17 protein-coding genes are annotated in these 18,617 nt (G+C 70.2%); 10 read left to right on the top strand and 7 right to left on the bottom strand.

All coding sequences use genetic code 11. The features are described from left to right. The first annotated feature begins 141 nt into the window (after positions 1–141). From Ato02nite_RS06050 to rny, 3 genes are all read left to right on the top strand, one after another. Positions 142–648, top strand: coding sequence for a regulatory protein RecX (locus tag Ato02nite_RS06050; protein ID WP_213005497.1), 507 nt, complete (start codon positions 142–144; stop codon positions 646–648). A gap of 306 nt (positions 649–954) precedes the next feature. Beyond that, entirely contained in the window at positions 955–2,178 is a 1,224-nt protein-coding gene (locus tag Ato02nite_RS06045; protein ID WP_213005377.1) for a hypothetical protein, read from the top strand. 403 nt (positions 2,179–2,581) lie between these two features. After that, positions 2,582–4,306, top strand: coding sequence for a ribonuclease Y (gene rny, locus Ato02nite_RS06040; RefSeq protein WP_213005376.1), 1,725 nt, complete (start codon positions 2,582–2,584; stop codon positions 4,304–4,306). Positions 4,307–4,313: 7 nt separating this feature from the next. Here rny and Ato02nite_RS06035 read toward each other — a convergent pair whose 3' ends face one another. The 4 genes from Ato02nite_RS06035 to Ato02nite_RS06020 all read right to left on the bottom strand — a co-directional run bounded on the left by Ato02nite_RS06035 (position 4,314) and on the right by Ato02nite_RS06020 (position 7,572). Further along, positions 4,314–5,180 carry an amino acid ABC transporter permease gene (locus tag Ato02nite_RS06035; RefSeq protein WP_213005375.1) on the bottom strand — a complete coding sequence of 289 codons (867 nt, stop codon included), beginning with the start codon at positions 5,178–5,180 and terminating at the stop codon, positions 4,314–4,316. Then, positions 5,177–5,851 (bottom strand): amino acid ABC transporter permease, encoded by a 675-nt coding sequence (locus tag Ato02nite_RS06030; protein WP_213005374.1) that lies wholly within the window; start codon positions 5,849–5,851, stop codon positions 5,177–5,179. Before Ato02nite_RS06030 ends, Ato02nite_RS06035 begins: the two co-directional genes overlap by 4 nt. 61 nt (positions 5,852–5,912) lie before the next feature. Next, on the bottom strand, positions 5,913–6,785 hold the full coding sequence (locus tag Ato02nite_RS06025; protein WP_213005373.1) for a glutamate ABC transporter substrate-binding protein: 873 nt from the start codon (positions 6,783–6,785) through the stop codon (positions 5,913–5,915). A gap of 43 nt (positions 6,786–6,828) precedes the next feature. After that, positions 6,829–7,572, bottom strand: a complete 744-nt coding sequence (locus Ato02nite_RS06020; protein WP_213005372.1) for an amino acid ABC transporter ATP-binding protein — start codon at positions 7,570–7,572, stop codon at positions 6,829–6,831. A gap of 140 nt (positions 7,573–7,712) precedes the next feature. On the opposite strand from Ato02nite_RS06020, the gene Ato02nite_RS06015 reads away from it, so the two are divergent. Together Ato02nite_RS06015 and miaB are read left to right on the top strand one after the other, a co-directional pair. Then, positions 7,713–8,144, top strand: a complete 432-nt coding sequence (locus Ato02nite_RS06015; RefSeq protein WP_246606186.1) for a hypothetical protein — start codon at positions 7,713–7,715, stop codon at positions 8,142–8,144. 21 nt (positions 8,145–8,165) lie between these two features. Beyond that, complete coding sequence (gene miaB, locus Ato02nite_RS06010) at positions 8,166–9,653, top strand: tRNA (N6-isopentenyl adenosine(37)-C2)-methylthiotransferase MiaB (RefSeq protein WP_213005370.1); 1,488 nt, start codon at positions 8,166–8,168, stop codon at positions 9,651–9,653. A gap of 7 nt (positions 9,654–9,660) precedes the next feature. Here the strand turns inward: miaB and Ato02nite_RS06005 are convergent, their stop codons facing one another. Next, on the bottom strand, positions 9,661–10,551 hold the full coding sequence (locus Ato02nite_RS06005; RefSeq protein ID WP_213005369.1) for a LysR family transcriptional regulator: 891 nt from the start codon (positions 10,549–10,551) through the stop codon (positions 9,661–9,663). A gap of 72 nt (positions 10,552–10,623) precedes the next feature. Here Ato02nite_RS06005 and Ato02nite_RS06000 point away from each other — a divergent pair, with 72 nt between their 5' ends. Further along, positions 10,624–11,565 carry a threonine ammonia-lyase gene (locus Ato02nite_RS06000; protein ID WP_213005368.1) on the top strand — a complete coding sequence of 314 codons (942 nt, stop codon included), beginning with the start codon at positions 10,624–10,626 and terminating at the stop codon, positions 11,563–11,565. A gap of 103 nt (positions 11,566–11,668) precedes the next feature. Here the strand turns inward: Ato02nite_RS06000 and Ato02nite_RS05995 are convergent, their stop codons facing one another. After that, on the bottom strand, positions 11,669–12,877 hold the full coding sequence (locus tag Ato02nite_RS05995; protein WP_213005367.1) for a DUF349 domain-containing protein: 1,209 nt from the start codon (positions 12,875–12,877) through the stop codon (positions 11,669–11,671). 198 nt (positions 12,878–13,075) lie between these two features. Between Ato02nite_RS05995 and miaA the strand changes: the two genes are divergently transcribed. The 3 genes from miaA to Ato02nite_RS05980 are packed head-to-tail and all read left to right on the top strand — an operon-like array spanning position 13,076 to position 15,527. Then, a complete protein-coding gene (miaA, locus tag Ato02nite_RS05990) occupies positions 13,076–13,963 on the top strand; it encodes a tRNA (adenosine(37)-N6)-dimethylallyltransferase MiaA (RefSeq protein WP_246606183.1) in 888 nt (295 codons plus the stop codon). Positions 13,964–13,971: 8 nt separating this feature from the next. Further along, a complete protein-coding gene (dapF, locus tag Ato02nite_RS05985; RefSeq protein WP_213005365.1) occupies positions 13,972–14,805 on the top strand; it encodes a diaminopimelate epimerase in 834 nt (277 codons plus the stop codon). Then, positions 14,805–15,527, top strand: a complete 723-nt coding sequence (locus Ato02nite_RS05980; RefSeq protein ID WP_213005364.1) for a glycerophosphodiester phosphodiesterase — start codon at positions 14,805–14,807, stop codon at positions 15,525–15,527. Before dapF ends, Ato02nite_RS05980 begins: the two co-directional genes overlap by 1 nt. Here the strand turns inward: Ato02nite_RS05980 and Ato02nite_RS05975 are convergent. Beyond that, entirely contained in the window at positions 15,524–16,984 is a 1,461-nt protein-coding gene (locus Ato02nite_RS05975) for an NAD-dependent malic enzyme (protein WP_213005363.1), read from the bottom strand. The two genes, Ato02nite_RS05980 and Ato02nite_RS05975, sit on opposite strands and share 4 nt — an antisense overlap. A gap of 123 nt (positions 16,985–17,107) precedes the next feature. On the opposite strand from Ato02nite_RS05975, the gene hflX reads away from it, so the two are divergent. Beyond that, the gene (hflX, locus tag Ato02nite_RS05970; RefSeq protein WP_438873014.1) at positions 17,108–18,562 is read left to right on the top strand and encodes a GTPase HflX; all 1,455 of its coding nucleotides are present in this window, start codon (positions 17,108–17,110) and stop codon (positions 18,560–18,562) included. The last annotated feature ends 55 nt before the right edge of the window (positions 18,563–18,617 follow it).

The raw sequence follows: 18,617 nt of genomic DNA, 5'->3' as shown, positions 1-18,617 counted from the left end.
GGTTCGTGGGGGCAGGGCGGTTCGTGGGGGCAGGGCGGCTCGCGGGGACGAGGCGGTTCGCGCGAGCGTGAGCAAACGCGGGGGCAGGGGCAAGGGCAGGGTGGCTCGTCGGAGCAGAGCGAGTCGGAGCGTGCCCGGGAGATCTGCCTGCGGCAGCTCGCGGTGCGCCCGCGGACGCGAGCCGAGCTGACGAAGGTGCTCGTCCGGAAGGAGATCTCGGCCGAGGTGATCGCCGAGGTTCTCGATCGCTACGACGAGGTCGGCATCATCGACGACGCGGCGTTCGCCCGGGCCTGGGTGTCCAGCCGGCATCAAGGGCGGGGCCTCGCCAAGCGGGCGCTCGCCAACGAGTTGCGCCAGCGCGGGGTCGACGCCGAGGTGGCGAGCGAGGCGCTGGAGACCCTCGACGACGATGACGAGGCCGCGACGGCGCGCGCCCTGGTGGACCGCAAGCTGCGCACCGCGACGGGCCCGCCCGATGCGGTCTTCCGCCGCCTGGTGGGCATGCTGGCGCGCAAGGGCTACTCGGCGGGGGTGGCCATCCGTGCGGTCAAGGACGCTCTGGCGGCCCGAGACGCCGAGGCGGCCGAGTTCGCCGACCAGATAGATGCCGACGCCCTGGCCGACGAGACGTCCGAGCTCGGTTAGGCCGGTCCCGTCACTCGCGCGGAAAATGCCGGGCGAGAACGCTGGGCGAGAAGTGTGGAGCGGGAACGCCGAGCGGGAAACCCTGGGCGAGAACGCTGGGCGAGAAGTGTGGGGCGGGAACCGCCGGGCGACAACGCCGGGCGAGAAGTGTGGAGCGGGAAACGCTGGGCGAGAAGTGTGGGGCGAGCCTCGCCGGGCGGAGAAAGTCGGGTGCGGAGCGTCGGACGGGGCGTGTCGGGCGCGGAGCGTCGTTGACGATCTTCGCGGGACATCGGCGTTGGCGACTGGCTGGTAATCTCCTGGGTCGTGACCGAGGACTCGCAGAGCAACGCGCGGGGCTACGGTCCCCTTCAAGAGGGTGCCGAGCCGACCGCTCCGATCGTCGGGCAGAGCGCGGGTTACCCGCCGGCCGACACAGTCAATTCCGCGCCTCCCGCGCACCCGCAAATACCGGTGCAGTCTCCTGCGCCGCCCGCCCCTGGTGCATATCCCGGGGGCGACGCGAACTATCCGCAGTCGGCACCGCACACCGGTGGCTACTCGACCGGCCCCGACCCGATGGGCGGCCTTCACTACCCGGCCGGCGGGGCTTACCCGACGACCTATCAGACACCTGGCAGCCCGGTGAGCGGCATCCCGACGAGCGCCGACCCGGCGAGTGGCGCTCCCGCACCCGGTAACCAGGGCTTCGCGCCCTCCCACGGCTACTCCGCGGTCGACCCGAGGAGCGGCAACCCCTACGCCACCAACCCGACCAGCGGCAATCCGTACGGTTACGGCCCGTTCCAAGGCGAGAGCGGAGCCTGGCCCGCGGTCACCCCGAGCTCGGTGGCCGACCCGCTGAGTTCGCCGCCGTCCTCCTTCGGCGGCCGTCGCATCGCGCCGTCGCCGGCGCCGAGCCGTGGCCGCCTGTTCGTCGGGGTCGCCGTGGGTCTGGTCGCCGGGCTTCTGCTGTTCGGCACGGGTGGCTGGTTCGCCGGGCGGGCCACCGCGCCAGAGCCGGCCGAGCCCACGGCGGCGGTCGAGCTGGGTAAGTTCGAGCAGAACCAGGCAAAGATCAACAAGCCGGTCTTCGCCGGCACCGATCTGGACGCGATCGTCGAGGGCTGGCTGCCCTACGTGTCGGACTGCAAGCGCAGCGGTCAGCCGGGCGGGCCCACCGCCAGCGCGGGGGAGACGACCCGGGTCGCCTGCAACCTCGACGGCCTGGCGCTGTATTTCATCGAGTACAACTCGGTGGAGGATCAGAACGCGGCGTGGGAGGTCGCGCAGAGCCAGAACCTGGGGGCCCACACCCTCACTCCCGGTGTTCTCGAGCCGTTCCGGCGTCCGGCGCCGTCGAACCGCGTTCAGGGCCACTACGCTGAGAACGCGTCCCGGGTGACCGAGGGCGGCGAGACGCGAACGGTCGCGGGATTGTGGTGGGACGACGAGAATTCGCCCATATCCGCCAATCTCGTCGCGTATTGGGAAGATCAGCTCGGGGGAAGCTGGCTGCCGATGCGTGATCTATGGGACAGGTACGCCTGAATTGCCCACGAGGATCGTGAGCTGCGGGTAAGCAAGTCTGTGCCGTACGTCCCATACCCGGGCGAATCATGGATCCTTGACCGAAGTGGTACTTGCGACCTAGCCTCGCGTTACACAAGGTGTGTCCGACCATCGCATGCAACAAGCACAACATAGATCGCATTACATTGCGGCATCACTTGTGACCCCCAGGGGTCACTAAAAGCGAACATTTTCGGCCAGGACGGCGGCAGACCGCGCCGCCCCTGGCGAGACATACTTGGCGGTCGCGTCCGGCGTGCCACAACAGTGCGCGCCGTGGCTCGGCGCAGCCTCGCAGCGGTTGCAACGAGCCTTGGTCGGGCATCCCGCAGACAGCCTGCGCGCGCACAACGTGCCGGGCGGTGAAGGGAGACGCGGCGAGATGACCGCCCCGTACTGGGTGCTCGTGGTGGCGATCGTCGTCCTTGGCGCCCTGGTGGTGGCCGGGCTCCTGTTCGGGGCGCGGGCGCTGCGTCAGATGCAGAGTGACCGTGCCAACGCCCAGGAGCGCGAGGAGCAGGCGGTCGGCGCCGCCCAGGCGAAGGTCGCGGACGCGAACGCCAAAGCCGCCTCCGTACGCGCCGAGGTCGCCGCGGCCAAGGCCGAGGCCACCTCGGCCCGGGCCGAGGCCCGCCGGGTCCTGGAGGACGCGCACAGCGAGGCCGACACCATCCTGGAACGCGCCCACCGCCAGGCCGAGGCCGATGCCGAGCAGGTCCGTGCGGCGGCCCGCCGGTCCGGTGAGCGGGAGGTGGCCCTGCTGAACGCGACCGCGAAGGAGCAGGCCGCCGAGGTCGAGCGCCGCGCGGCCCGGATCGACGAGCGGGAGCGGTTGCACGGCGACGAGGTGGAGCGGCTGGTCGAGCGGGAACGCCGGCTGGCAACGCAGGACGCGGATCTCGCGGGTCGGGAAAGCGCTCTCACAGCGCGCGAGGCGGAGATCACCAAGCAGGAGGAGCAGAAGCGCCGTGAGCTGGAGCGGATCGCGAGCCTGACCGCCGAGGCAGCCCGCGCCGAGCTGGTGGCGGACATCGAGGCGCAGGCCAAGCGGGAAGCCGCGATCATGGTGCGGGACATCGAGAGTGACGCCAAGAACACGGCCGACACCCGGGCCCGCCGCATCGTCGTCGACGCCATCCAGCGGATCGCCAGCGAACAGACCTCGGAGAGCGTGGTCAGCGTGCTGCACCTGCCGAGTGACGAGATGAAGGGCCGGATCATCGGCCGCGAGGGCCGCAACATCCGGGCGTTCGAGTCGGTCACCGGGGTCAACCTGATCATCGACGACACCCCGGAGGCGGTGCTGCTGTCCTGCTTCGATCCGGTTCGCCGGGAGGTCGGCCGGCTGACCCTGGAGAAGCTGGTCCTGGACGGCCGCATCCACCCGCACCGCATCGAGGAGGTCTTCGACAGCGCCAAGAACGAGGTGGACCGGCTCTGCGACCGGGCCGCCGAGGAGGCGCTGGTCGACGTCGGCATCACCGACATCCACCCGGAGCTGGCGAAGCTGCTCGGCCGGCTGCGCTACCGCACCAGCTATGGCCAGAACGTTCTGAAGCACCTCGTCGAGACCGCGCACATCGCCGGCATCATGGCGGCCGAGCTGGGCCTGGACATCCCGTCGATGAAGCGGGCCGCCTTCCTGCACGACATCGGCAAGGCGCTGACCCACGAGGTGGAGGGCAGCCACGCGCTGATCGGCGCGGACCTGGCCCGGAAGTACGGCGAGTCGGAGGACGTGGTCCACGCGATCGAGGCGCACCACAACGAGGTGCAGCCGCAGACCATCGAGGCGGTCCTCACCCAGGCGGCGGACGCCTGCTCGGGCGGTCGCCCGGGCGCCCGGCGGGAGAGCCTGGAGGCGTACGTCAAGCGCCTCGAGCGGATCGAGGAGATCGCGGCCGGCAAGGTCGGGGTGGAGAAGGTCTTCGCGATGCAGGCGGGCCGCGAGATCCGGGTGATGGTCCGCCCCGAGGACATCGACGACATCGGCGCGGCCGTCCTGGCCCGCGACGTGGCGAAGCAGATCGAGGAAGAGCTGACCTACCCGGGCCAGATCCGTGTCACGGTGGTTCGCGAATCCCGCGTCACCGAACTGGCCCGGTAGATCGGTCCTAGGGCTCGGCGGTGCCGACCAGGGCGCCGGCCGGCCGGGGCGCGCGCGGAGCCTTGCCGCTGCGGCGGGTGCGCTTGCTGAGCCAGCCGGCCACGGCGGTCAGCGTCGAGTTCACCGCGATGTAGATGACGGCGGCCACCATCGCGGCCTGGATGACGTTGCCGAAGTTGGCGGCGACGTTGTTGACGCCCAGCTGGAGCAGCTCGCTGTAGCTGATGATGTAGCCGAGCGCGGTGTCCTTGACCAGCACCACCAGCTGGCTGACGATCACCGGCAGCATGGCCCGGGCCGCCTGCGGGATGAGGATCTGGCCCATCACCTGGCCCTTGCGCATGCCGATCGCGTAGGCCGCCTCGCTCTGCCCGCGCGGCACCGATCGCACGCCGGCCCGGAAGGCCTCGGCCAGCACCGACCCGTTGTACAGCGTCAGCGCGATGACCACGGCCCAGAGCGGGGACATGGGTTTCTCGGTGACGAACGGGATGCCGAAGAAGATGAAGAACATCATCAACAGCAGGGGTACGGCCCGGAAGAACTCGACCACGATGCCGGCCGGGATGCGTAGCCACCAGTGGTCGGAGAGGCGGCCGACGGCGAAGAGGATGCCGAAGGCGAGCGACAGCACCATGGCGATGGCGGCGGCCTGAAGGGTGCCCTGCAGGCCGGGCAGGATGTAGTCGGTCCAGGTGCTGCTCTGGGTGAACGGCTTCCACAGGCTGCCGGCCCACTGGCCCTTCTCGTCGAACCGGCGGTAGATCCAGTAGAGCAGCCCGAGCAGCACCACCCCGAAGACGACCGTGAGGATCCGGTTGCGGGCGCGGGCGCGAGGCCCCGGGTGATCGTAGAGAACAGCGTCGGTGCTCATCGCTTCACCGCCAGTCGGTTGGCCAGCCAGCCGAAGCCGTAGCCGGTGGGGATGAGGACGATCGCGAACGTGCCGGCGAAGATGAAGAAGATCGTGAAGACCTTGTCGCCGTTCGAGTTGATCAGATCCTTCATGGCGTTCGACGACTCCATGAGGCCGATCGTGCCGACGATGGTCGCGTTCTTGCAGAGCGCGATGAGGATGCTGCCCAGCGGCGCGACCACGGCGCGGCCGGCCTGGGGGAGCACGATCATCGTGAGGGTCTGCCGGAACGTCATGCCGATCGCCCGGGCCGCTTCGGCCTGCCCGGCCGGCACGGTGTTGATGCCGGAGCGGATCGCCTCGCAGACGAACGCGGCGGTGTAGACCGACAGGCCGACGACACCGAGCCAGTAGTTGTTGAGCTCGAGGTCGTCGGAGAGCGTGACGCCGAGCGTCGAGTACAGGCCGAAGTAACAGAAGAAGATGATCAGGGTGAGCGGCGTGTTCCGGAAGATGTTCACCCAGGCGGTCCCGAAGGCGCGCAGCACCGGCACGGGGGAGACCCGCATCGCCGCCAGCAGTGTGCCGATGACCAGAGCGCCGACCGTGCCGGCGGCCGTGAGCTTCAGGATCCAGAGGAACCCAGTCACATAAACGTCGAGATTGTACGAATCGGAAAAGACGTCCATGGCCGCCCTTCAAAAAACCGAAGGCGGGGCCGGATGACCGGCCCCGCCGATTACCGGGAGATCAGGAACAGTTGGTGAGCTTGGAGGTGTCCAGCTCGGGCGCGGCCTTGCCGCTCTTGCCGAGGGTGTCGTCCCAGGCCTTCTTGTACGACCCGTCGGCGGCAGCCGCCTTCAGGATGTCATTGATCTTGGTGCAGCCCGCGGAGTCGTCCTTCTTCACGCCGATGCCGTACGGCTCGGTGCTGAACGGCTTGCCGACGACCTTGAACTTGCCCGCGTACTGATCCTGCGCCGCGTAACCGGCCAGGATGATGTCGTCGGTGGTGACCGCGTCGACCTGGCCGCCGGCGAGCGCCGTCACGCACTTCGAGTACGAGTCGAACTGCTGCAGCTGGGCGTCCTTGTAGTCGGTCTGGATGCGCTTGGCCGGGGTCGAGCCGCTCACCGAGCAGACCTTCTTGCCGGCCAGCTGGTCGGGGCCGGTGATCGTCGACGCGGTCGGCACCAGCAGGTCCTGTCCGGCGATGAAGTACGGACCGCCGAAGTTGACCTTCTGCTTGCGCTCGTCGTTGATCGTGTAGGTGGCCACCACGATGTCGACCTGGCCCTGCTGGATGTACGGCTCGCGGTTGGCGGAGACCGTCGTCTTCCAGGTGATGCCGCTCTCGTCGACGCCGAGGCCCTTGGCGATGATCTTGCCGATCTCGATGTCGAAACCGGTGTACGTGCTGCCGGTCTGCAGACCCAGACCGGGCTGGTCGGCCTTGACGCCGATGGTCAGCTTCTTGTCCTTCTCGGCCTTGCCGACGATGCCCGACGCGGTGCTGCCGCTGCCGCTGCCGCTGTCGGTGCCCGAGTCGTCCCCACCGCAGGCAGCCACGGCGAGCGCCATGGTCATTGCGCCGAACGTCGCTGCCAATCGGGTGATGCGCATGATTACGCTCCTCGAAATCGTTTCTTCCGCTGCGGACAAAAAGTCAATGGGTAAGAATTTTGGAGAGAAAGTCCTTGGCGCGATCGCTTTTCGGATTGGCGAAGAACTCTGCGGGCGGCGCCTGCTCGACGAGTTGGCCATCGGCCATGAACACCACTCGGTTGGCGGCATGCCGCGCGAAGCCCATCTCGTGGGTGACCACCACCATGGTCATCCCCTCCCGGGCGAGGGAGGTCATCACGTCGAGGACCTCGCCCACCATCTCGGGGTCGAGCGCGCTGGTCGGCTCGTCGAAGAGCAGCGCCTTGGGCTGCATCGCGAGGGCCCGGGCGATCGCCACCCGCTGCTGCTGACCGCCGGACAGCTGGGCGGGATATTTCTCCGCCTGGTTGCCGATGCCGACCCGGTCGAGCAGCGCCATGGCCCGCTCGCGGACTTCGACGGATTTCTCCTTACGCACCTTGATCGGCCCGAGCATCACGTTCTGCAGGATCGTCTTGTGCGCGAAGAGATTGAAGGACTGGAACACCATGCCGACCTCGCTGCGCAGGCGGGCGAGGGCCCGGCCCTCGGCGGGCAGCGGCCGGCCGTCGAACGTGATGGTGCCCGAATTGATCGGTTCCAGCCGATTGATCGCGCGGCAGAGCGTGGACTTGCCGGACCCGGACGGTCCGATCACGACGACCACCTCGCCGCGGGCGACCGAGAGGTTCACGTCGTCGAGCACGTGCAGCGGACCGAAGTATTTGTTGACGTTCTCGAGGACGATGAGAGCCTCGTCGGACACTGTTGAACCACCGTCCGTTCGTCGTGGATCACCCGGATGGGCACACTCTAATTGGACCGTTGTATCGGTTCGCACCGAGAATGGTCACGGAGCGGTAACTTAACTGATGGAAGGCCCAGGCATTGTCCACCATGTTCGGTATGGCTGACGGGGATCCGACACCCGGCCTGTGGAACTGGGCGATCGGAAAACGAATTGACGCGGATCGCGTGTGCGGCGCCATCGCCGGCACGCTGGAACGCACCGTGACGCCGCTGGGCGCGGGCGATGCGGTGATGTGCGACGTCTACCTGGTCGGCGGCGACTTCCCGACACTTGCCGACATCTATCTGGCGCCGGCCGAGGTGACCGAGGCGACGGCCGCGAGCGCCGTCGCGGTCCGGCTCGATGCCGCGGTCCTGCTGCCGGACGACTCCCTCAACCCCTCGCGGTACGTTCTGGCCGAGCCGGACGGCACGCTGCGCCTGGTGCACGTCGACGAGATCGAGACCGACGACGGGCCGGAACGGCGGGGTTTGCGCCCGTGCAACGGAGATTGTGACCGTACGCCGGAGCGGCCCGCGGCCGCGTAAGCAGTACCCTGGTCAATTGCCATGACTACCGAGACTCAGAGCAGCGCGCGCACCTACGACGTGCGCACCTACGGCTGCCAGATGAACGTGCACGATAGCGAGCGCATCTCCGGCCTGATGGAGGATGCGGGCTATGTGCGGGCCGCCAACCCGGACGCGGCCGACGTCGTGGTCTTCAACACGTGCGCGGTCCGGGAGAACGCCGACAACCGCCTCTACGGCAACCTGGGCCACCTGCGCCCCACGAAGCTCAAGCACCCGGGCATGCAGATCGCCGTGGGTGGCTGCCTGGCGCAGAAGGACCGCGGCGACATCGTCAAGAAGGCACCCTGGGTCGACGTCGTCTTCGGCACCCACAACATCGGCTCGTTGCCGGCGCTGCTCGAACGCGCCCGGCACAACGAGGAGGCCGAGGTCGAGATCCTCGAGTCGCTCGAGGTGTTCCCGTCGACCCTGCCGACCAAGCGCGAGTCGACCTACGCCGGCTGGGTGTCGATCTCGGTGGGCTGCAACAACACCTGCACCTTCTGCATCGTGCCGTCGCTGCGGGGCAAGGAGAAAGATCGTCGCCCGGGCGAGATCCTGGCCGAGGTCGAGGCCCTGACGAAGGAGGGCGTCCTCGAGGTCACGCTGCTCGGGCAGAACGTCAACTCCTACGGCGTCGAGTTCGGCGACCGGCTCGCCTTCGGCAAGCTGCTGCGCGCCACCGGCGAGATCGAGGGGCTCGAGCGGGTGCGGTTCACCAGCCCGCACCCGAAGGACTTCACCGACGACGTGATCGCCGCGATGGCCGAGACGCCGAACGTCTGCCACTCGCTGCACATGCCGCTGCAGTCCGGCTCCGACCGGCTGCTCAAGGTCATGCGCCGCAGTTACCGCCAGGAGAAATACCTGGGCATCATCGACAAGGTCCGGGCCGCGATGCCGGACGCCGCGATCACCACCGACATCATCGTCGGCTTCCCGGGCGAGACCGAGGAAGACTTCGAGCAGACCCTCGAGGTGGTTCGCCGGGCCCGGTTCTCCAGCGCCTTCACCTTCCAGTATTCGAAGCGTCCCGGCACCCCGGCCGCGACGATGGAGGAGCAGGTCCCCAAGGCCGTCGTGCAGGACCGCTACAACCGGCTGATCGCCCTCCTCGAGGAGATCACCTGGGAAGAGAACAAGAAGCTGGTCGGCACCAAGGTCGAGGTGCTGGTCGCGGTGGGTGAGGGCCGCAAGGACGAGCGGACCGGCCGGATGAGCGGCCGCGCCCGGGACGGCCGGCTGGTGCACTTCGCGACCGGGGACACCGTGCCGCGCCCCGGCGACATCGTCGAGACCGTGGTCACCTACGCGGCCCCGCACCACCTCAACGCCGACGGGGAACCGCTGTCGCACCGCCGCACCCGGGCCGGCGACGCGTCCGAGGCGGGCCGCACCCCGAAGCTCAAGGGCGTCTCGCTGGGCCTGCCCACGATCGGTGTTCCGGCGCCGCTGCCGGCTACCACCGGTGGCTGCGCAGTCTGACCGAGCCTCATTCGGGGCGAAAGTGCGTAGCCGCGGCCCGTCGCAGGTGCTCCAGCAGCGCGGCGGTGGCCGGCGGGTCGGGCGGCTCGCCGTGCACGGCGGCCAGCACCCGGCGGCCCGGACCGGCCAGCGGGACCACCCGGACCCGCTCGTCGCGGTGCGCGGCCAGGGCCAGCGCGGGCAGCGTGGTCACGCCCAGCCCGGCGGCGACCAGGCGCTGCACCGCCACGTAGTCGTCGGTGGTGAACCGGACGTCGGGGGTGAAACCCTCGGCGGCGCAGGCCCGCAGCAGTTCGGCGCGGCAGCGTTCGCAACCGCCGATCCAGGGCCGGTCGCGGTGGTCGGCGAGTCGGTCGCCGGGCCAGCCGGCCGGCGTCACCAGGTGCATCGGCTCGTCGCGGAGCACCTCGTGCCGCACCCCGGCGAGGTCGGGCTGCGGGCCGGCCGGGTGGGCGAACAGCAGCGCCACCTCCACCTCGCCGCTGCGCAGCAGCCGCATCGCCAGCGGCGGCTCGGCCTCGGAAAATCGAAGATCAATTGATGGGTACGCGGCCGCGAAGGTCGCCGCCGCGGCCGGGACGAACGTGCCCAGTGCCGACGGGAACGCGGCCAGCCGGACGCGGCCGGCCCGCAGCCCGGTGTACTCGGCCAGTTCGTCCTCGGCGGCGGCGAGCCGGCCCAGGATCTCCTCGGCCCGGTCGGCCAGCATCCGGCCGGCCTCGGTGAGCCGGATGCCCCGGCCGGCCCGCTGCACGAGCCGGCTGCCGGTTTCGGCCTCGAGCCGGGCCAGGTGGTGGCTGACCGACGGCTGGGCGTAGTGCAGTGCCTGGGCGGCGGCGGTGACCGAGCCGTGCCGGGCGACCGCGACCAGCACCCGCAGTCGGGTGACGTCAAGCATCAACCAAATCTATCGGTTCCCACGCGAATGGGCATTGGACCTATGGGTGGCGATCCGCCCACGATGCAGAGCATGGAGTTCAGCTACGCCGACGTGTGTGCGGCCCGCGAGATCGTCCGCCGTTACCTGCCACCGACCCCGATGTGGTCGTACCCCGTGCTGGATCGGCTGGCCGGGGCGACGGTCCTGGTCAAGCACGAGAACACCCAGCCGGTCGGTGCGTTCAAGGTGCGCGGCGGGCTCACCCTGCTGGCGTCGCTGCCCGATCCGGAGCGTGGCACGGTCACCTATTCGACCGGCAACCACGCCCAGTCGATGGCCTACGCGAGCCGGATCTTCGGCGCACCCTGCACGGTGGTGATGCCGGCGGCCGCCAACCCGGCCAAGGCCGCCGCGGTCGAGGCGTGGGGCGCGGAGGTGGTGCTGACCGGCGACGATCTGGCCGCCGCCGAGGAGTACGCCGGGAAGCTGGCCGAGGAAACCGGCGCTCGCCTGGTCAGCCCGGGTGACACCGCGGAGCTGCTGGCCGGGGTGGGCACGCTCTACCAGGAGATCCTCGAGGCCCGCCCGGACCTGGACGCGATCGTCGTCCCGATCGGCAGCGGCTCCGGCGCGGCGGCCGCCACGGTGGTGGCCCGGGAGCTGGCTCCCGGTTGCCGGATCATCGGCGTCCAGTCGGCGGCGTCCCCGGCCGCCCACGACTCCTGGCGGGACGGAACGCTCGTCAGCCGTCCCAACCGCACCCGTGTCGACGGCCTGGCAACCGGCCGCGCGTTCGCCGGGCCGCAGCGCCATTTGCGAGATCTGGCGGACTTCGTGCTGGTCACCGACGATCAGATAGCCGAGGCGCAGCGCGTGCTGGCCCGCGACGCGCACACCCTCGCCGAGGGCGCGGGCGCGGCGCCCCTGGCCGCCGTCCTCGCCGACCGGGAGCGCTTCGCGGGCCGGGCGATCGCGATCGTCTGTACCGGCGGCAACGCCTCCTCGGGGGAGATCGCCGCCTTGGCGGCGTAACCACCCACCCCGCCCGAAAGAGGCGCAACGGCCAGGTCCGACCTCGGACCTGGCCGCGTGCTCGGGGAACCTTCCGGCGCCCGTACTATTCGGATCTTGGGGGTCAGCTGGCCTGTTCGGCCAGCGCGAGGAACTGCTTCTTGGAGGACAACGCCCGCTCGGCCTCCTTGATGCGGCGGCTGTCGCCGGCCGCCTGGGCGCGGGCCAGTTTCTCCTCGGCCTCGGCCACCTGCTCACGCATCTGCTTCAGCAGCGGGTTGTCCTGCGGGGTGGTCTTGCGCCAGGCCGAGTCCATCGCGACCCGGATGCGCTCCTCGGCGGCCCGCCAGCGGCGGTCGAGCGACGCGGACGACTCGCGCGGCACCCGGCCGGCGTCGTGCCAGGCGGCCTGGGCGTCCCGCAGCTTGTTCTGCGCGGCGCGCGGGTCGGCGTCGACGTCGATCGCCTCGAGCTCGGTGAGGATGGCCTGCTTCTTCTCGAGGTTGCCCTTGTACTCCGCGTCGCGGGCGGAGAAGACCTCGCTGCGGCGGGTGAAGAAGGTGTCCTGCGCGGCCCGGAATCGCTCCCAGAGCTTCTGCTCGGCCTCCTTGGCGGCGCGCGGCGCGGCCTTCCACTCGTTCATCAGCTCTTTGAGGCGGTTGGCCGTGCTGGACCACTCGGTCGACTCGGCGAGGCTCTCGGCCTCGGTGACCAGCTCCTCCTTCGCGCCCTGGGCCTGCTTGCGCTGGCCGTCGAGGGTGGCGAAGTGGGCGCCGCGGCGGCGGGTGAAGCCGTCCCGGGCGGCGGCGAAGCGCTTCCACAGCTCGCCGTCGGTCTTCTTGTCGACGCCGCGGATGGTCTTCCACTCGTCGAGGATCTCCTTGAGCCGGTCGCCGGCCGTCTTCCAGCCGGTGGCGTCGGCGGCGATCTTCTCGGCTTCCTCGACCAGGGTGGTCTTGCGGGCCAGGGCCTCGACACGGGCCGCATCGCGGGCTGCGCGGGCCTCGCCGGCCTTCTCCTCGGCGACGCCGGCGAGCCGCTCGAGCCGGGCCGCGAGCCCGTCGATGTCACCCACCACGTGCGCCTCGGCCAGCTCGGTGCGAAGACGCTTCACACTGGCGAGCGAGTGCGACGCGTCGGCCACGCCGGTCTTGAGCCGGGCCTCGACCAGTTCGACCTCGGTGACCAGGTCGGCGAAGCGCCGGGCGAAATGCGCCAGGCCCTCCTCGGGAGTGCCCGCCTGCCAGGAGCCGACCACCCGGTCGCCCTCCGCGGTCTTCACGTACACGGTGCCGTCGGCATCCACGCGCCCGAAGGCCGTCCAGTCGTTCATAACCCGTCCTCAGTCTCCCGGCGATCTTCCCAGAGGGGCAAACCGCCGCCATAGCGCAGTGGAACACCAAAGCTTCTCATTGGCATTCTTTCTCGCGCATTGTCACAGGTCCAACCCGGTTATGGGGAAGCGCCCGCCGATGACCGTGGCCAAACCTTGTCCTACCGTTGCTCCGTGCCGTCAAGTGTGGTTCCGCGTGTGATCACCGTCGTGGGACCGACCGCCGCGGGGAAGTCCGCCCTGAGCATCGCTCTCGCCCACGAACTGGGCGGCGAGGTGGTGAACGCCGACTCGATGCAGCTCTATCGGGGGATGGACGTGGGCACCGCGAAGCTGCCCGTCGCCGAGCGGGAGGGCGTCCCGCACCATCTGCTGGACATCTGGGAGGTGACCGTTCCGGCGGCGGTGGCCGAATATCAGACGCTGGCCCGGCGCGCGATCGACGACATCCTGGCCCGCGGCCGCGTCCCGCTGCTGGTGGGCGGCTCCGGGCTGTACGTGCGGGCGGTCCTGGAGGAGTTCGAGTTCCCGGGGACCGACCCGGCGATCCGCGCCCGGCTGGAGGAGGAGCTGGCCTCGTCCGGCCCGGCGCCGCTGTACGAGCGGCTCCGGCAGTGGGATCCGGCCGCCGCCGAGAACATTCTTCCCTCGAACGGGCGGCGGATCGTGCGCGCGCTCGAGGTGATCGAGCTGACCGGTCGGCCGTTCACCGCGACCCTGCCGAAGCCGACCCCGCACTACCCGTCGGTGCAGATCGGGGTGGACCGGGCGGTGCCCGAGCTGGACGAGCGGATCGCCCGGCGGGTCGACCTGATGTGGGCCGGCGGCCTGGTGGAGGAGGTGCGCGGGTTGCTTCCGCTGGGCCTGCGCGAGGGCCGCACGTCCGCCCGGGCCCTCGGTTACCAGCAGGCCCTCGCCCAGCTCGACGGCTCGCTCGGCGAAGACGCGGCGAAAGCCGACACCGTCCAGGGCACCCGCCGGTTCGTGCGCCGGCAGCGATCCTGGTTCCGGCGGGATCCGGCGATCCACTGGCTCGACGGGGCGTCGGACACACTCGTGGCGGACGCCCTGGCCATTGCGCGATGATGGGCGGCGTGTTGTTCACCAAAGGCCACGGCACCGGCAACGACTTCGTGATCATCGCCGACCCGGACGGCGCCCGCACGCTGACGCCGGCCGAGGTCGCCGCGCTCTGCGACCGGCGCTTCGGCATCGGCGCCGACGGCGTGCTGCGCGTGGTGCGCACCGCGAAGGACCCGGACGGCGTGGCGTTCGCCGCCGACGCCGAGTGGTTCATGGACTATCGCAACGCCGACGGCTCGATCGCCGAGATGTGCGGCAACGGCGTCCGCGTCTTCACCCGCTACCTGATCTCGTCCGGGCTGGCCACGCCCGGCCCTGCGGGCCTGCCGATCGCGACGCGAGCCGGCGTCGTGGTCGCGGTTGTCGAGGGCGACCTCATCCGGGTGAACATGACAACCCCGAGGGTGTACGCGGCGAGCACCGCGACGACCGGCCCCCTGACCTTCACCGGGATGGCCGTCGACTGCGGCAATCCGCACCTGGTCTGCGCCCTGCACGACGGTGTCGAGCTGTCCTCGCTGGATCTGGGCGTTTCCCCGGGTTTCGACACCACCCTGTTCAGCAGTGGCGTCAACGTCGAGTTCACCGTCCCCGCTCCGCCGATCGAGGGCTTCGACCTGCACGTCGCGATGCGGGTGCACGAGCGCGGCTCGGGCGAGACGCTGTCCTGCGGCTCGGGCGCCCTCGCGGTCGGCGCGGTGGCCCTGCGCGACGCGGGACTGACGACCGGCACGGTTGCCGTCGAGCTGCCCGGCGGCCGGCTCGTCGTGACCCACGACGCCGAGGACCGCTGGTGGCTGGCCGGCCCGGCGGTGCTGGTGGCCAACGGCGAGACCCTCGACTGATGCGGCACCGGGTCGCGCACCGCGGCTACTCGGCCGTGGCGCCGGAGAACACGCTGCCCGCCTTCGCCGCCGCCGTCCGGGCCGGTGCGACGCACGTCGAGTTCGACGTCCGCACCACCCTCGACGGCGTGCCGGTGGTCATCCACGACCGCACCCTGGACCGCACCACCTCCGGCAGCGGTCACGTCTGGGACGCGGTCTCCGCCGACGTCCTGAGCCTCGACGCCGGCTCCTGGTTCTCGCCGGCCTACGCGGGCGTGCGAGTGCCGACCCTGGCCGCCACGCTCGACCTGCTGACCCCGCCCGGCCCGTCGCTCCTGCTGGAGATCAAGCCGCCGGCCACCCTCGACCAGGTCAAGGCGATCGTCGAGCTGGTCGCCGAGCGTGACCTGCTGGCCCGCACGATCGTGCAGAGCTTCGACCCGGAGGTGGTCGCGCTGGTGCGCACCGGCGCCCCCGACGTGCGCCGTGGCCTGCTCCGGCTGTCGTTCGAGGCCGACTCCGTCGAGCTGGCCCGCGAGCTCGGCGTGGTCTGCTGCAACCCGCCGGTCGACGACGTGCTGGCCGCCCCGGAACGGGTGGCCGAGCTGGCCGGCCACGGCATCGAGGTGATGCCGTGGACCGCCAACGACCTGACCCGGTGGCCGGCCCTGGCCGTCGCCGGCGTCGCCGGCCTGATCACCGATCGCCTCGGCGAGCTGACCGGCTGGTCCGCGTCCTAGAAGGTCTCCTCCGGGGCCTCGTCGAGTTCGACCTCCGGGACCGCGGCCGCGTTGTGCGGGGCGTGGCCGCCGCGGACGACCGCGCGGATGGCCGCGGCGACCGCCGGGGTCACCTTGGGGTCGAAGACGCTCGGCACGATGACCGTGGGGTTGAGCTTGTCCGCGCCGACCACGTCGGCGATCGCGTTCGCCGCCGCCAGGGCCATCTCCTCGGTGAACTCCTCGGCGGCGGCGTCGAGCATGCCGCGGAAGACGCCGGGGAAGGCGAGCACGTTGTTGATCTGGTTGGGCTGGTCGGAACGGCCGGTGGCCACCACGGCGGCGTGCTTGCGGGCCTCCCGCGGGTCGACCTCGGGGTCGGGGTTGGCCAGCGCGAACACGATCGACTTCGCGGCCATCTTCGCGATGTCGTCGCCGGTCAGCAGGTTGGGTGCGCTGACCCCGATGAAGACGTCGGCGCCCTCGATCGCGCCGGGCAGGTCGCCGGAGAAGTTGGCCTTGTTGGTGTTCTCGGCCAGCCACTGCCAGGTGGGCGTGAGGTCGGGCATGCCGCGGTGCAGGGCGCCCTTCCGGTCGTACGCGATGATGTCGCCGACGCCCTGGCGCAGCAGCAGCTTCATGATCGCGGTGCCGGCCGCGCCGGCGCCGGAGACCACCACCCGCACGTTCGCCATGTCCTTGCCGACCACCCGCAGCGCGTTGGTCAGCGCGGCGAGCACGCAGATCGCGGTGCCGTGCTGGTCGTCGTGGAAGACCGGGATGTCCAGCTGCTCGCGCAGCCGCGCCTCGATCTCGAAGCAGCGCGGCGCGGCGATGTCCTCGAGGTTGATGCCGCCGTAGGCCGGCGCGATCGCCTTGACGATCCGCACGATCTCGTCGGTGTCCTGGGTGTCGAGCACCACCGGCCAGGCGTCCACCCCGCCGAAGCGCTTGAACAGCGCCGCTTTGCCCTCCATCACCGGCATGGCCGCGGCCGGGCCGATGTTGCCGAGGCCGAGCACCGCCGAGCCGTCGCTGACCACGGCCACGGTGTTGCGCTTGATCGTCAGTCGGCGGGCATCGGCCGGGTTTTCCGCGATCGCCATGCAGACCCGCGCCACGCCCGGCGTGTAGGCCCGGGACAGCTCGTCACGGTTGCGGAGCGCAACCTTCGAGCTGACCTCGATCTTGCCGCCCAGATGCAGCAGGAAGGTGCGGTCCGACACTTTCCGGACATCGACCCCATCTTGCTCCTCGAGCTGTTTCACGACCTGGTCGGCGTGGTTCGAGTCGGCGGTGTCGCAGGTGAGGTCGACCAGGACCCGGGTGGGGTCCGAGTCGACCACGTCCAGGGCCGTCACGATCGCGCCGGCCTCGCCGACACACGTGGTGAGGCGTCCGATGGACGAGGCGTCCGCGGTAACTGCGATGCGGATCGTGATCGAGAAACCTGCGCTGGGCAGGCGGGTGGTCACCACGGTGTGTCCTCCGACGTCGGCAAGTGCTTCACCGCATTCTTGCGCGTCCGGAATAGTGGTTTCCAATCCGGTGGTTATTACTGGCTCAGACACTCACCGTCAACGCTTGGCCCACATATGTAGATGCGCCCGACCTCAGGACGTGCCACGATCGGGCCGAGGAGGTCACTTTTGCGAGACATCTACCAGACACCCGTCCTTGACGAGGTCGACCCGACGACCGGGGATCTCGAGCTCGAGGAGCGCCACTCACTGCGCCGGGTCGCCGGCCTGTCCACCGAGCTCACCGATGTCACCGAGGTCGAGTACAGGCAGCTCCGCCTCGAGCGGGTGGTGCTGGTCGGCGTCTGGACCGAGGGCAGCGTCGAGGACGCCGACAACTCGCTGACCGAGCTCGCCGCGCTGGCCGAGACGGCCGGCTCGCAGGTGCTCGAGGGCCTGATCCAGCGGCGCAGCCGACCCGACGCGGCCACCTTCATCGGCCGGGGCAAGGTCGACGAGCTGCGCGACGTGGTTCTCTCCACCGGCGCCGACACGGTCATCTGCGACGGTGAGCTGTCGCCCTCCCAGCTGCGCAAGCTGGAGTCGCAGGTCAAGGTCAAGGTCGTCGACCGGACGGCGCTGATCCTCGACATCTTCGCCCAGCACGCGAAGAGCAAAGAGGGCAAGGCGCAGGTCGAGTTGGCCCAGCTGCAATACCTTCTGCCGCGACTGCGCGGCTGGGGTGAGTCGCTGTCCCGGCAGGGCGGTGGCGCCGGCGGTTCCGGCGGTGGCGTCGGCACGCGTGGTCCCGGTGAGACCAAGCTCGAGACCGACCGGCGCCGGATCAACACCCGCATCTCGCGGCTCAAGCGCGAGATCAAGAACATGCGGACGGTACGCCAGACCAAGCGCTCCCGTCGGCAGGCCAGCGGCATCCCGGCCGTGGCGATCGCCGGCTACACCAACGCCGGCAAGTCCAGCCTGCTCAACCAGCTCACCCAGGCCGGTGTGCTGGTGGAGAACGCGCTGTTCGCCACGCTCGACCCGACCACCCGGCGCACCGCCGCGGAGGACGGCCGGGTGTTCACCCTCTCCGACACGGTCGGCTTCGTCCGGCACCTGCCGCACCAGATCGTCGAGGCGTTCCGCTCGACGCTCGAGGAGGTGGCCGAGGCCGACCTGGTCGTGCACGTGGTCGACGGCGCGCACCCCGACCCGGAGGGTCAGGTCAGCGCGGTCCGCGAGGTGCTCGGCGAGGTCGGCGCGGACAAGATTCCGGAGCTGCTGGTCGTCAACAAGGTCGACGCGGCCGACGAGGAGACCCTGCTGCGGCTCAAGCGCACCTGGCCGGACGCGGTCTTCGTGTCGGCCCGCAGCGGCGCGGGCATCGCCGATGTGCACGTGGCGATCGCCCAGCGGCTGCCGCGACCCGCGGTCGACCTGCGGGTCCTCCTTCCGTACGACCGAGGTGACCTGGTCGCCCAGATTCATCGGTCCGGTCAGGTACTCAACACTCGCTACACGGATGATGGAACCGAGCTGCAGGTACGGGTGAACGAGCAGCTCGCTGCCGAGTTGGAGTCGTTCCGGCACTGAGAGTGGACAGCCCTGACCTGGGTTGATCCACGCGTAACACCGGTTCGGGACGCCG

This window comes from Paractinoplanes toevensis (assembly GCF_018332695.1).
Taxonomy (GTDB): domain Bacteria; phylum Actinomycetota; class Actinomycetes; order Mycobacteriales; family Micromonosporaceae; genus Actinoplanes; species Actinoplanes toevensis.
This window is presented reverse-complemented; position numbering and strand designations above follow the sequence as displayed.

Excerpts from the sequence above, each read along its gene's own strand:
- Ato02nite_RS06035 (WP_213005375.1), bottom strand. The coding sequence starts at position 5,180 with ATGAGCACCGACGCTGTTCTCTACGATCACCCGGGGCCTCGCGCCCGC.
- Ato02nite_RS06030 (WP_213005374.1), bottom strand. The coding sequence starts at position 5,851 with ATGGACGTCTTTTCCGATTCGTACAATCTCGACGTTTATGTGACTGGG.
- rny (WP_213005376.1), top strand. The coding sequence starts at position 2,582 with ATGACCGCCCCGTACTGGGTGCTCGTGGTGGCGATCGTCGTCCTTGGC.
- miaB (WP_213005370.1), top strand. The coding sequence starts at position 8,166 with ATGACTACCGAGACTCAGAGCAGCGCGCGCACCTACGACGTGCGCACC.
- hflX (WP_438873014.1), top strand. The coding sequence starts at position 17,108 with ATGCGCCCGACCTCAGGACGTGCCACGATCGGGCCGAGGAGGTCACTT.
- Ato02nite_RS06025 (WP_213005373.1), bottom strand. The coding sequence starts at position 6,785 with ATGCGCATCACCCGATTGGCAGCGACGTTCGGCGCAATGACCATGGCG.
- Ato02nite_RS06000 (WP_213005368.1), top strand. The coding sequence starts at position 10,624 with ATGGAGTTCAGCTACGCCGACGTGTGTGCGGCCCGCGAGATCGTCCGC.
- Ato02nite_RS05995 (WP_213005367.1), bottom strand. The coding sequence starts at position 12,877 with ATGAACGACTGGACGGCCTTCGGGCGCGTGGATGCCGACGGCACCGTG.
- Ato02nite_RS06015 (WP_246606186.1), top strand. The coding sequence starts at position 7,713 with ATGGCTGACGGGGATCCGACACCCGGCCTGTGGAACTGGGCGATCGGA.
- Ato02nite_RS05980 (WP_213005364.1), top strand. The coding sequence starts at position 14,805 with ATGCGGCACCGGGTCGCGCACCGCGGCTACTCGGCCGTGGCGCCGGAG.
- Ato02nite_RS06005 (WP_213005369.1), bottom strand. The coding sequence starts at position 10,551 with ATGCTTGACGTCACCCGACTGCGGGTGCTGGTCGCGGTCGCCCGGCAC.